The following is a 14,138-nucleotide window of genomic DNA, read 5'->3' as shown; positions in this document are numbered from 1 at the left end:
GCATGATGACTATGCTGCGCGGATGGATAACGATGATCGTCATGCTGACGGCAATAAATGCGCAGGCGGCCTGTAGCTGGCCTGCGTGGGAACAGTTCAAGAAAGATTACATTAGCCAGCAGGGACGCGTTATCGATCCGGGCGATGCGCGAAAAATTACCACCTCCGAAGGGCAAAGCTACGCCATGTTCTTTGCCCTGGCAGCGAACGATCGACCGGCGTTCGCGCAACTGTTTAACTGGACGCAAAACAATCTGGCGCAGGGATCGCTGCGTGAACATCTGCCCGCCTGGCTGTGGGGACAAAAAGATCCCGACACCTGGTCGGTGCTGGACAGCAACTCCGCGTCCGACGGCGATATCTGGATGGCATGGTCGCTGCTGGAGGCCGGTCGTCTGTGGAAAGAGACGCGTTATACCGAGGTGGGCACGGCGTTGCTAAAACGCATCGCCCGCGAAGAGGTCGTGAATGTGCCGGGGCTGGGCTCAATGCTGCTACCTGGCAAAATCGGCTTTGCCGAGGCGAATAGCTGGCGTTTTAACCCAAGCTATCTGCCGCCGCAGTTGGCGCAATACTTTAGCCGTTTTGGCGCGCCGTGGTCGACGTTACGGGAAACCAATTTGCGGCTTTTGCTGGAAACCGCGCCGAAAGGTTTCTCGCCGGACTGGGTGCGTTATGAAAGCAAGCAAGGCTGGCAGTTGAAAGCGGAAAAGACGCTGATCAGTAGCTACGATGCGATTCGCGTCTATTTATGGACGGGAATGATGCATGATGGCGATCCGCAAAAAGCGCGTTTACTGGCGCGATTTAAACCGATGGCGACGTTAACGATGAAAAACGGCGTTCCACCGGAGAAAGTGGATGTCGTCAGCGGGAACGCGCAAGGGACGGGGCCGGTCGGGTTTTCCGCCGCCTTACTGCCTTTCCTGCAAAATCGCGACGCCCAGGCCGTGCAGCGACAGCGGGTCGCAGACCATTTTCCTGGCAGCGATGCCTATTACAACTATGTGCTGACTCTCTTTGGACAAGGCTGGGATCAGCACCGTTTTCGCTTCACCGTCAAAGGTGAATTATTACCTGACTGGGGCCAGGAATGCGTAAGTTCACGTTAAGTCTCATGCACGCTTTTTTGCCGGCTGGCGGTCGAAACGCCTTACCTGGCAAAAGGGGCGTTTCTCGGGCATTGTTGGGGTTATCGCTTGGTATGGCGCTAACACCGCTTGCCGGCGCAGCGACCTCCGCGCAGCAACAGTTGCTGGAGCAGGTTCGGCTGGGCGAGGCCACGCACCGTGAGGACTTAGTCCGTCAGTCGCTCTATCGCCTGGAGCTGATCGACCCCAATGATCCACAGGTTATCGCTGCCCGTTTCCGCTATTTGTTGCGCCAGGGGGATAGCGACGGGGCACAGAAGCTACTTGACCGGCTGGCGCAACTGGCGCCGGAGTCGACGGCGTATCAATCTTCCCGCACCGCGATGCTGCTCTCCACGCCGCAAGGACGCCAGTCTTTGCAGGAGGCGCGTTTACTGGCGACGACCGGCCATACTGAACAAGCGATCGCCAGCTACGACAAGCTGTTTAAAGGTTATCCGCCGGAGGGCGAACTGGCGGTCGAATACTGGACGACCGTGGCGAAATTGCCCGCCCGCCGTCACGAAGCGATTAACCAGCTACAGAAAATCAATGCCGTCAGTCCGGGTAATAACGCTCTGCAAAATGCGCTGGCGCAACTGTTGTTCGCCAGCGGGCGGCGCGATGAGGGATTTGCGGTGCTAAAACAGATGGCGAAATCCAGTACGGGACGCAGCGCGGCCTCCGCCATCTGGTACCAGCAGATAAAAGATCTCCCGGTGAGCGACGCCAGCGTAAAAGCGTTGCAAGACTATCTGACGCAGTTTAGCGAAGGCGATAGCGTGTCTGCCGCCCGCGCCCAGCTTAGCGAGCAGCAAAAACAGTTAGCCGATCCGGCGTTCCGCGCGCGCTCGCAGGGCATCGCGGCGGTTAATGCCGGAGAAGGCGGTAAGGCCATTGCGCAATTGCAGCAGGCGGTGAGCGCCCGGCAGGACGACAGCGAGGCGGTCGGCGCGCTGGGGCAGGCATACTCACAGCGTGGCGATCGCGCCCGCGCCGTCGCGCAGTTTGAAAAGGCGCTGGCGATGGCGCCGCACAGCAGCAGTCGCGATAAGTGGGAGAGTCTGCTGAAGGTCAATCGCTACTGGCTGTTAATTCAGCAGGGCGACGCGGCCTTAAAAGCGAATAATCTGGCCCAGGCGGAGCGTTTCTATCAGCAGGCGCGAGCAGTGGATAACACCGACAGCTACGCGGTGCTGGGGCTGGGGGATGTGGCGATGGCGCGCAAAGATAATGCCGCCGCCGAACGTTATTATCAGCAGACGCTGCGTATGGATAGCGGTAATACCAATGCTGTACGCGGGCTGGCGAATCTTTATCGCCAGCAGTCGCCGCAAAAAGCCGCCGCGTTTATCGCTTCTCTTTCCGCCAGCCAGCGGCGCAGTATCGACGATATCGAACGCAGTCTGGAAAATGACCGTCTGGCGCAGCAGGCGGAAACGCTGGAAAGCGAGGGCAAATGGGCGCAGGCCGCAGAACTGCACCGTCGCCGGCTGGCATTAGATCCGGGGAGCGTGTGGGTGACGTACCGACTGTCACGCGATCTGTGGCAGGCCGGGCAGCACGCCCAGGCCGATGCGCAAATGCGCTCTCTGGCGCAGCAGAAGCCAAACGATCCGGAACAGGTCTATGCTTATGGGCTCTATCTTTCCGGCAGCGATCGGGACCGGGCGGCGCTGGCGCATCTCAATACCCTACCGACCAGCCAGTGGAACAGCAATATTCAGGAGCTGGCGGGCCGATTGCAAAGTAACCAGGTGCTGGAAAGCGCTAACCGCTTGCGCGATAGCGGCAAAGAACGCGAAGCGGAAGCGTTGTTACGTCAGCAGCCGCCCTCTACGCGCATTGCGTTAACGTTGGCGGACTGGGCGCAGCAGCGTGGCGATAATGCGGCGGCCCGCGCCGCTTATGACGCCGTTCTGGCGCGTGAACCGGGTAATGTCGATGCCATGCTGGGGCGGGTGGAAATCGACATCGCACAGGGCGATAACGCTGCGGCGCGCGCTCAACTGGCGGCGCTGCCTGCGTCGCAAATCACCTCTATTAACATGCAGCGCCGCGTCGCGCTGGCGCAGCTCCAGCTTGGCGATATTACGGCGGCGGCGCGGACCTTTAACCGCATTACGCCGCAGGCAAAAGCACAGCCGCCATCAATGGAAAGCGCAATGGTATTGCGTGACGCCGCCGCTTTTCAGGCGCAAACGGGCGAGCCGCAGCGGGCGCTGGAGACCTACAAAGAGGCAATGGTCGCCGCGGCGATTACGCCGGTTCTTCCCCAGGATAACGATACCTTTACCCGCCTGACGCGCAATGATGAAAAAGATGACTGGCTAAAACGCGGCGTGCGTAGCGATGCGGCGGAGTTGTACCGTCAGCAGGATCTCAATGTCACGTTGGCGCACGATTATTGGGGGTCGAGCGGGACTGGCGGCTACTCCGATCTGAAGGCGCATACCACGATGCTTCAGGTGGATGCGCCCTGGTCGGACGGACGGGCATTCTTTCGTACTGATATGGTGAATATGGATGTTGGCCGTTTCTCTACGGATGCGGACGGAAAATACGATAATAACTGGGGTACCTGTACGCTGGAGAAATGCAGCGGACATCGTAGCCAGGCCGATACGGGCGCGAGCGTGGCGGTCGGCTGGCAGAATGAGACCTGGCGCTGGGATATCGGCACGACGCCGATGGGCTTTAATGTCGTTGATGTGGTCGGCGGCGTCAGCTATAGCGACGATATCGGGCCGTTGGGTTATACCCTGAACGCGCATCGTCGCCCGATCTCCAGCTCGCTGCTGGCGTTTGGCGGACAAAAGGACGCCAGCAGCAATACCGGCACCAAATGGGGCGGCGTGCGGGCCAACGGCGGCGGCGTCAGTCTCAGCTATGATAAAGGCGAAGCAAACGGTGTCTGGGCGTCGCTCAGCGGCGACCAGTTGAGCGGTAAAAATGTGGAAGATAACTGGCGCGTGCGCTGGATGACCGGTTATTACTATAAGGTGATTAACGAGAATAACCGCCGCGTTACCGTCGGGCTGAATAACATGATCTGGCATTACGACAAAGATTTGAGCGGTTATTCACTGGGTCAGGGCGGTTATTATAGCCCGCAGGAATACCTGTCGTTTGCGGTGCCGGTGATGTGGCGGCAGCGTACGGAAAACTGGTCGTGGGAGCTAGGCGGCTCGGTATCCTGGTCGCACTCCCGCAACCGTACCATGCCGCGTTATCCGCTGATGAATTTGATTCCGGCGGATTATCAGGAGGATGCGCGTGACCAGACCAACGGCGGCGGCAGCAGCCAGGGATTTGGCTATACCGCGCGGGCGCTCATTGAACGCCGTGTTACTGCCAACTGGTTTGTGGGTACGGCTGTCGATATTCAGCAGGCGAAAGATTATACCCCCAGTCATCTGCTGCTGTATGTCCGTTATTCCGCGGCGGGCTGGCAGGGGGATATGGATTTACCGCCGCAGCCTCTGGTGCCTTACGCTGACTGGTAATCATTGCGTCAGGCCTACGAATTGACAGGCGTCGTAGGCCTGAGAAGCGCAGCGCCATCAGACGCTATCATTAACCGTTATTCAGAAAAGTCCTTTTCAGATACAGCCTCTCTTAATGCCGCTGCAATCGGGTATACTCAGGCGGCAGTCCGGGATATCCAGGGAGAGTCAATTTGCGCGTCAGCCGCTCGTTAACAATTAAACAGATGGCAATGGTTGCGGCCGTTGTCATGGTGTTTGTTTTTGTCTTTTGCACCGTTTTGTTGTTCCATCTGGTACAGCAGAACCGCTACAACACGGCTACGCAACTGGAAAGTATCGCGCGATCTGTTCGGGAACCTCTTTCTTCCGCGATTCTAAAAGCGGATCTCCCCGGCGCGGAAACCATTCTGGAAAGTATTAAACCTGCGGGCGTGGTGAGTCGCGCCGATGTGGTATTGCCGAATCAGTTCCAGGCGTTGCGTAAGCGCTTCATTCCTGAACGCCCCGTCCCGGTTATGGTGACGCGTCTCTTCGAACTGCCGGTACAAATTTCTTTACCGGTTTATTCGCTGGAGCGTCCCGCCAATCCGCAACCGCTGGCCTACCTTGTATTGCAGGCGGATTCGTACCGTATGTACAAGTTCGTCATGAGCGCGCTCTCTACGTTAGTGACCATTTACTTACTTCTATCGCTGATCCTGACGGTGGCCATCGCCTGGTGCGTAAACCGCCTGATTGTGCATCCGCTGCGCAAAATCGCCCGCGAGCTGAACGACATTCCGCAGCAGGAGCTGATCGGACATCAGCTGGCGTTGCCGCGTCTGCATCAGGATGATGAAATTGGGATGCTGGTGCGCAGCTATAACCTCAACCAGCAGCTTATGCAGCGTCAACGCGAGGAGCAAACGGACAACGCGATGCGTTTTCCGGTTTCCGAGCTGCCCAATAAAGCCTTTTTAATGGCGCTGCTGGAACAGGTTATCACCCGCCAACAGACCACCGCGCTTATCATCGTGACGTGCGAAACGTTGCGTGACACGGCAGGCGTGCTGCAAGAAACGCAGCGGGAGATTCTATTACTGACGCTGGTTGAGAAGCTGAAGTCGGTGCTGGCGCCGCGCATGGTGCTTACGCAGGTCAGCGGGTATGACTTCGCCATTATCGCCCACGGCGTTAAAGAGCCGTGGCACGCCATTACATTAGGTCAGCAAATACTCACTATCATTAATGAACGACTGCCCATCCAGGGTATTCAACTGCGCCCAAGCTGCAGTATTGGCATTGCGATGTATTATGGCGATCTGACCGCCGAAGAGCTCTATGGTCGCGCCGTCTCCGCCGCCTTTACCGCGCGCCGAAAAGGTAAAAATCAGATCCAGTTCTTTGACCCGGCGCAGATGGAGGCCGCTCAACAGCGCCTTACCGAAGAGAGCGATATCCTTACCGCGCTGGATAACCATCAGTTTGCCATTTGGCTGCAGCCGCAGGTCGAGATGCGCAGCGGCAACGTATTAAGCGCCGAAGCCTTGTTACGTATGCAACAGCCGGACGGTAGCTGGGAATTACCAGATGGGCTGATTGAGCGCATTGAATCCTGCGGCCTGATGGTCACGGTGGGCCATTGGGTGCTGGAAGAGTCCTGCCGCCAGCTTGCCGCCTGGCAGGAGCGCGGCGTGACATTGCCGCTCTCCGTCAATCTTTCCGCGTTACAGCTCATGCACCCTGGCATGGTGTCGGAGCTGCTGGAATTGTTAAACCGCTATCGTATTCAACCGGGTACGCTGATTCTTGAGGTCACTGAAAGCCGCCGTATCGACGATCCGCACGCTGCCGTCGCTATCTTACGTCCGTTACGTAATGCTGGCGTGCGTATCGCACTGGATGATTTTGGCATGGGTTACGCGGGGCTGCGCCAGTTACAGCATATGAAGTCGCTACCGGTCGATATCCTTAAAATTGATAAAATGTTTGTCGATGGGTTACCGGATGATCACAGTATGGTGACGGCGATTATTCTGATGGCCCGCAGTCTTAATTTACAATTGATTGCCGAGGGCGTGGAGAACGAGGCGCAACGCGCGTGGCTGGAACAGGCGGGAGTCAACGTCGCGCAAGGCTTCCTGTTTGCTCGGCCCGTTCCCGCGGATATCTTTGAAGAACGGTATCTGTCGCACGAAAATCCTGATTACAAAAGTTAAAAAAGGTCGCGCTTGTGCGAGCCAGCTCAAACTTTTTAACATTTTTGTTTCAATTATGATCCTGGCGCATTTCTGTCATGTTGTGTGGGTGTTATTTTAAGGCCGCAGGTTACTCATAACCTTACAAGACCTGTGGTTTTTACTTCAAGGACACCCTATGAAAACCTCTCTGTTCAAAAGTCTTTATTTTCAGGTCCTGACAGCAATCGCCATTGGTATTCTCCTTGGCCATTACTATCCTGAACTGGGCGCACAAATGAAACCGCTTGGCGACGCGTTCGTTAAGCTCATTAAGATGATCATCGCTCCTGTCATTTTCTGTACTGTCGTGACGGGCATCGCAGGCATGGAAAGCATGAAGGCGGTGGGCCGTACCGGCGCGGTCGCGCTGCTTTACTTTGAAATTGTCAGTACGATTGCGCTGATTATCGGTCTTATCATCGTCAACGTTGTGCAGCCTGGCGCCGGGATGAACGTCGATCCGGCAACGCTGGATGCGCAGGCGGTGGCCGTTTATGCCGCACAAGCCAAGGAGCAGGGCATTATTGCCTTCCTGATGGATGTCATACCGGGCAGCGTGATCGGCGCGTTTGCCAGCGGCAACATTCTGCAGGTCTTATTGTTTGCGGTGTTGTTTGGTTTTGCGCTGCACCGTTTGGGCAGCAAAGGCCAGCTCATTTTCAATGTGATTGAGAGTTTTTCGCAGGTCATTTTCGGCATCATCAATATGATCATGCGCCTGGCACCGATTGGCGCATTCGGCGCGATGGCCTTCACCATCGGTAAATACGGCGTCGGTTCTCTGGTGCAACTGGGGCAGCTCATTATCTGCTTCTATATCACCTGTATTCTCTTCGTGGTGGTGGTGCTGGGGACGATTGCACGGGTAACGGGCTTTAGCATTTTTAAATTTATTCGCTATATCCGGGAAGAATTACTCATTGTGCTCGGCACCTCCTCTTCCGAGTCAGCGTTGCCGCGTATGCTCGATAAGATGGAAAAACTGGGGTGCCGTAAGTCGGTGGTGGGGCTGGTGATCCCGACGGGGTATTCGTTCAACCTCGATGGCACCTCTATCTACCTGACGATGGCGGCGGTGTTTATCGCCCAGGCGACCAACAGCCATATGGATATCTTCCACCAGATAACGCTGCTGGTCGTGCTGCTACTCTCGTCAAAAGGCGCTGCGGGCGTGACCGGAAGCGGCTTTATCGTGCTGGCGGCCACTATCTCCGCCGTAGGCCATTTACCGGTTGCGGGACTGGCGTTAATCCTCGGTATCGACCGCTTTATGTCCGAAGCGCGCGCGCTGACTAACCTGGTGGGTAACGGCGTGGCGACGGTGGTGGTTGCCAAATGGGTGAAAGAGTTAGATCACCAAAAGCTGGACGATGTGCTTAATAATCGTGCGCCGGATGGCAAAACGCACGAAATTTCCTCCTAATCTCGCCACTTATGCCCGTAGTCCCTTCCAGGACTGCGGGTGTTTGCGCATAATTGACCCCTGCGCCCAAAGCATACAGCATGATGCTTAGGGATTATTTCACTTCTTCCGTGACATTTTTAGGTTCTCGCGGTCTAACACGAAGTGTTTTTACGTCATATTCAGGCATCCCTGCCGGGGCTGTCTTTTTATTACCAGGATTGTTGATCAGGGGTTCACATGCAGGGCACAAAAATTCGACTCTTAGCGGGCAGTCTGTTGATGTTGGCCTCTGCCGGCTATGTGCAGGCAGATGCGCTCCAGCCCGATCCGGCATGGCAACAGGGGACGCTGGCTAATGGGTTACAGTGGCAAGTGTTGGCTACGCCTCAGCGCCCCAGCGATCGTATTGAAGTTCGTCTACAGGTTAATACCGGTTCGCTCACCGAAAGTACGCAACAGAGCGGGTTCAGCCATGCGATTCCCCGTATCGCGCTGACGCAAAGCGGTGGTCTGGATGCCGCACAGGCACGTTCTTTATGGCAGCAAGGGTTTGATCCGAAACGTCCCATGCCGCCCGTTATTGTTTCTTATGATTCCACGCTCTATAACCTCAGTTTACCCAATAACCGTAACGATCTGCTGAAAGAAGCGCTGACCTATCTGGCTAACGTCTCCGGTAAATTAACCATTACGCCAGAGACGGTGAATCATGCGTTAAGCAGCGAAGATATGGTTGCGACGTGGCCAGCAGATACTAAAGAGGGCTGGTGGCGTTATCGGCTGAAAGGGTCGGCGTTATTGGGGCACGATCCCGCGGAACCGTTAAAGCAGCCGGTAGACGCAGCCAAAATTCAGGCTTTCTATGAAAAATGGTACACCCCGGATGCCATGACGCTGATTGTTGTCGGCAACATTGATGCGCGCTCCGTCGCCGAGCAGATCAATAAAACGTTCGGTACGCTGAAAGGTAAACGCGAAACGCCCGCCCCGGTGCCGACGCTTTCGCCGCTGCGGGCGGAATCAGTGAGCATTATGACCGATGCGGTGCGCCAGGATCGTCTCTCCATTATGTGGGATACGCCGTGGCAACCGATTCGCGAGTCGGCGGCGCTGTTGCGCTACTGGCAGGCGGATCTGGCGCGCGAAGCGCTGTTCTGGCATATCCAGCAAGAGCTTACTAAAAATAACGCGAAAGATATTGGTCTGGGGTTTGACTGCCGGGTTCTGTTCCTGCGCGCGCAGTGCGCCATCAACATTGAATCACCTAATGATAAGCTCAATACCAATTTGAGCCTGGTGGCGAATGAACTGGCGAAAGTACGCGATAAAGGTTTGTCGGAAGAGGAGTTTACTGCGCTGGTGGCGCAGAAAAATCTCGAATTGCAAAAGCTGTTCGCGACCTACGCGCGTACCGATACTGACATTTTGACTGGACAGCGTATGCGCTCGCTGCAGAATCAGGTGGTGGATATCGCGCCGGAGCAGTATCAGAAGCTGCGTCAGAATTTCCTCAACAGCCTGACCGTCGATATGCTCAATCAGAATCTACGTCAGCAGCTATCGCAGGAGATGGCATTAATTTTGCTGCAACCGCAAGGCGAGCCGGAATTTAATATGAAGGCGTTAAAGGCGACGTGGGATGAAATCATGGTCCCGACAACTGCCGCCGCTGTTGAAGCAGATGAGGCGCATCCGGAAGTGACGGAGACACCGGCGGCACAGTAAGCTGCCGCCTGCCGGCCCGGTAAGCGCAGCGCCACCGGGCAAGAGCGAATGACTTACTGCGGCATCGCGTCGTGCGGAATAATGGCCCCACGGTACTGAATCACCGTGCTGGCCGTCAGGTGTCCGCGCTTCGCGGCATCCGTCGCGCTGCCGCCCGTCAAACGAACGGCCAGATAACCGGCGCTGAAGGAGTCGCCTGCGGCAGTGGTGTCTATCACTTTCTCTTTCGGCAGTTTCACTGCCGGAACGTCAATGAGCGCCTCGCCCTGAATCGAGACCAGGCAAGAGTCCGCCCCGCGTTTTACCACCACTTCCTGCACGCCTGCCGCATGGGTGCGGGCAATGACCTCTTCCACCGGTTGTTGACCCCATAGCGCGTCTTCATCGTCCAGTGTCAGGAAGGCGATATCAGTACATTCCAGCATCTTTTGATAGACCTGCTGCGTTTCTTCGCGACTTGTCCATAAACGCGGGCGATAGTTATTATCAAAAATGACTTTCCCGCCGTTGGCCCGACATTCACGCAATAAAGACAGCAGCTTATCACGGCTGGTCGGGCTTAAAATCGCGAGGCTAATGCCGCTCAGGTAGAGATAATCGAAGGTCGCCAGCGCCTTGCAGATAGCCGCTGACTGCTCGCTCTCCAGCCAGAATTTCGCTGCCGCTTCGTTACGCCAGTAGTAGAAGGTACGCTCGCCAGTGTCATCGGTTTCGATGTAATAGAGGCCTGGCAGGCGATTTTCCATCCGCTGCGTTAGCGAGGTATCCACATTTTCATGCTGCCACGCCTCCAGCATCTGTTGGCTGAAACTGTCGGTACCCAGCGCCGTCACATAGTGAACGGCCAGAGCGGCAGAATCGACCTGACGGGCAATATAAACGGAGGTATTCAGCGTGTCGCCGCCGAAGCAGCGCTGAACATCAGCGCCTTTCTGCGACAGCTCAATCATGCATTCGCCAATCACGGCAATCTTTTTAGACATAGTCGTGAACCTGATCTGTAAAAATTAGCGTTAGTGTGCGCTGTGGATGTTTAGTGGTCAATAATATTAAAACATCGGTCCATTATTTTTTTGAGCAAGTGCGTATTTTTGACAAGTTTCGGGGTCTGTTTTTATTTTGCCAGGGACCGAGGGTAAAGTTCTCTGCCTGAACGCCGATAACCTTTGACGAGTCCGGACAGTCACACTCCCATTAACAGGACAACTGAGATGATAAAGCAGGTTATCCAGCAGCTACGCGTTCCTGATGCAGGTATAGAGAATTTGCAGGAACGGCGCTATTGGCTGCAATGCGAGCGTGCCTATACTTACCAGCCGATATACCAGACGGATGGCCGTCTGATGGCGGTTGAACTTCTCACTGTCGTCACCCATCCTGATAACCCTTCCAGACGTATTGCCCCGGATCGTTATTTCGCGGAGTTAGCGGTTCGACACCGCATTGACGTAGTGAAAGAACAACTTCATCAGCTTGAACAAAAAGCGGATTTTTTCACTCGCCATCACTTATTGGCATCGGTCAATGTCGACGGCCCTACGCTGATTGCCATGCGACGACAGCCGGACATTCTGGCAGCGATGGAGCGCTTACCCTGGCTGCGTTTCGAACTGGTGGAACATATTCGTTTGCCGAAAGACTCCTCTTTCGCCTCGATGTGTGAGTTCGGCCCGCTGTGGCTGGATGATTTTGGTACAGGCATGGCCAATTTTTCAGCGCTGAGCGAAGTGCGTTATGACTACATTAAAGTGGCGCGCGAGCTGTTCGTCATGCTGCGTCAGTCCGCGGAGGGACGCAACCTGTTCACTCTGCTGCTGCAACTGATGAACCGCTACTGCCGCGGCGTTATTGTCGAGGGCGTGGAGACGCTGGAAGAGTGGCGTGATGTGCAGCGTTCGCCCGCCTTTGCCGCCCAGGGCTATTTTCTTTCTCGACCCGTGCCGCTGATATCGCTCGAAGAGGTGATTCTGACCCTGTAACGCCAGACTGTTCCCGTAATACGTGGTATTACGAGGCGCGGTCATCCTCCTTTTTCGTCTGGCTGAACTATCTTTAGGACAGGCAAGGGAAGAAGTGAGGAAATAACACATGACTAAAGCAGGCAAAATAACCGCCGCCATCACAGGGACTTTCTTGTTGTTGATCGTCATAGTGATTTTGTTGATCGCAACATTTGACTGGAACCGCCTCAAACCGACCATCAACCAGAAAGTCTCTACCGAATTGAACCGGCCTTTCGCTATTCGCGGCGATTTAGGCGTGGTGTGGGAACGCCAAAAACAGGAAACCGGCTGGCGAAGCTGGGTACCGTGGCCGCATGTTCACGCGGAAGACGTCATTCTCGGCAATCCGCCGGATATTCCGGAAGTCACGATGGTGCATCTGCCACGCGTTGAGGCGACGCTTGCCCCGCTGGCGCTCCTGACCAAAACCGTCTGGCTGCCGTGGATCAAACTGGTGAAACCCGACGCGCGTCTTATTCGTCTGTCCGAGAAAACCAATAACTGGACCTTTAACCTCACGCAAGACAAGAATACGGACCCCAATGCTAAACCTTCCGCCTGGTCCTTCCGGCTGGATAATATTCTCTTCGACCAGGGGCGAATCGCGATCGATGATAAGGTCAGTAAAGCGGATATCACTATTCTGGTCGATCCGTTAGGCAAACCGTTGCCGTTCAGCGAAGTGACGGGAACGAAAGGCAAAGCAGACAAATCCACCGTGGGCGACTATGTCTTCGGCCTGAAGGCGCAGGGGCGTTATAACGGGGAACCGTTGACCGGTACGGGGAAAATAGGCGGTATGCTGGCGCTACGCAGCGAAAGTACGCCTTTTCCTGTGCAGGCCGATTTCCGCTCTGGCAACACGCGGGTGGCTTTTAGCGGCGTGGTGAACGAGCCGATGAAAATGGGCGGCGTCGATCTGCGGCTTAAATTCTCTGGCGATTCACTGGGCGATTTATATGATTTAACCGGCGTGCTGCTGCCGGATACGCCGCCGTTTGAGACCGATGGGCGACTGGTGGCGAAAATTGACGCCGAAAAGTCATCGGTATTTGATTATCGCGGTTTTAACGGGCGCATTGGCGACAGTGATATCCACGGTTCCCTCACTTATACCACCGGTAAACCGCGCCCTAAACTGGAAGGCGATGTCGAATCGCGCCAGTTACGACTGGCCGATCTTGGGCCGCTGATTGGCGTGGATTCCGGGAAAGACGCTGAGCAGTCGAAACGGTCTGAACAGCGCAAAGGCGAGAAGAATGTTCAGCCGGCGGATAAAGTGTTGCCTTACGATCGCTTTGAAACCGACAAATGGGACGTTATGGACGCCGATGTCCGGTTTAAAGGCCGACGTATTGAGCATGGCGGCAGTCTACCGATTAGCGATCTTTCGACCCATATCATCCTGAAAAACGCCGACTTACGTCTACAGCCGCTGAAGTTTGGTCTGGCAGGCGGCAGTATTGTCTCCAACATCCATCTGGAAGGGGATAAAAAGCCAATGCAGGGGCGGGCGGATATACAGGCGCGTCGGCTGAAGCTTAAAGAACTGATGCCGGATGTGGAGCTGATGCAGAAAACGCTGGGCGAGCTGAACGGCGATGCGGATATTCGCGGGACGGGCAACTCGGTCGCCGCGCTGCTTGGCAACAGTAACGGCAATCTGAAATTATTGATGAATGATGGATTGATTAGCCGCAACCTGATGGAAATCGTGGGGCTGAACGTCGGCAACTATATTGTCGGGCAGATTTTTGGCGATGACGAAGTGCGGGTTAACTGCGCGGCGGCGAATCTCAATATTGCGAACGGCGTGGCGCGACCGCAAATTTTTGCTTTTGATACAGAAAATGCGTTGATTAACGTGACCGGTACGGCGAGCTTCGCCTCTGAACAGCTCGATTTAACCATTGATCCGGAAAGTAAAGGGATTCGTATTATTACGCTGCGATCGCCGCTGTACGTGCGCGGGACATTTAAAAATCCGCAGGCGGGCGTCAAGCCCGGCCCGCTGATTGCGCGCGGCGCGGTTGCGGCAGCGCTGGCGACGTTGGTAACGCCCGCCGCCGCGCTATTGGCGCTCATTTCGCCCTCTGAGGGCGAAGCCAATCAGTGCCGGACAATTTTAACGCAGATGAAGCAGTAACGTGAAACGTAGCGCCGGATGA

Annotated in this window: 8 protein-coding genes; 7 read left to right on the top strand and 1 reads right to left on the bottom strand. The window is 55.7% G+C overall.

The genetic code is table 11. The annotated features are described in order from the left end of the window. The first annotated feature begins 2 nt into the window (after positions 1-2). The 5 genes from bcsZ to ABVN36_RS10955 all read left to right on the top strand — a co-directional run bounded on the left by bcsZ (position 3) and on the right by ABVN36_RS10955 (position 9,967). Entirely contained in the window at positions 3-1,112 is a 1,110-nt protein-coding gene (bcsZ, locus tag ABVN36_RS10975; protein ID WP_000988803.1) for a cellulose synthase complex periplasmic endoglucanase BcsZ, read from the top strand. Continuing rightward, positions 1,094-4,636: a cellulose synthase complex outer membrane protein BcsC gene (bcsC, locus tag ABVN36_RS10970; protein ID WP_023138200.1), complete on the top strand. Its 3,543-nt coding sequence runs from the start codon at positions 1,094-1,096 to the stop codon at positions 4,634-4,636. Before bcsZ ends, bcsC begins: the two co-directional genes overlap by 19 nt. Positions 4,637-4,809: 173 nt before the next feature. Beyond that, the gene (gene hmsP, locus ABVN36_RS10965; protein WP_001266356.1) at positions 4,810-6,816 is read left to right on the top strand and encodes a biofilm formation regulator HmsP; all 2,007 of its coding nucleotides are present in this window, start codon (positions 4,810-4,812) and stop codon (positions 6,814-6,816) included. Positions 6,817-6,973: 157 nt separating this feature from the next. Then, a complete protein-coding gene (dctA, locus tag ABVN36_RS10960; RefSeq protein ID WP_000858228.1) occupies positions 6,974-8,260 on the top strand; it encodes a C4-dicarboxylate transporter DctC in 1,287 nt (428 codons plus the stop codon). A 219-nt stretch (positions 8,261-8,479) separates the two neighbouring features. Further along, a complete protein-coding gene (locus ABVN36_RS10955) occupies positions 8,480-9,967 on the top strand; it encodes a pitrilysin family protein (protein WP_001163182.1) in 1,488 nt (495 codons plus the stop codon). Positions 9,968-10,020: 53 nt separating this feature from the next. Here ABVN36_RS10955 and ABVN36_RS10950 read toward each other — a convergent pair whose 3' ends face one another. Then, positions 10,021-10,950: a sugar kinase gene (locus ABVN36_RS10950; RefSeq protein ID WP_023138199.1), complete on the bottom strand. Its 930-nt coding sequence runs from the start codon at positions 10,948-10,950 to the stop codon at positions 10,021-10,023. 228 nt (positions 10,951-11,178) lie between these two features. Between ABVN36_RS10950 and pdeH the strand changes: the two genes are divergently transcribed. Beyond that, complete coding sequence (gene pdeH / locus ABVN36_RS10945; protein ID WP_000595624.1) at positions 11,179-11,946, top strand: cyclic-guanylate-specific phosphodiesterase; 768 nt, start codon at positions 11,179-11,181, stop codon at positions 11,944-11,946. 109 nt (positions 11,947-12,055) lie between these two features. Beyond that, complete coding sequence (locus ABVN36_RS10940; protein WP_023138198.1) at positions 12,056-14,116, top strand: AsmA family protein; 2,061 nt, start codon at positions 12,056-12,058, stop codon at positions 14,114-14,116. Positions 14,117-14,138: the final 22 nt, after the last annotated feature.

The sequence above is a fragment of the Salmonella sp. SJTUF15581 genome (assembly GCF_043356775.1).
GTDB classification, from domain to species: domain Bacteria; phylum Pseudomonadota; class Gammaproteobacteria; order Enterobacterales; family Enterobacteriaceae; genus Salmonella; species Salmonella enterica.
Note: the sequence above shows the minus strand (reverse complement) of the source record. Positions and strands in the feature narration are given on the sequence as shown.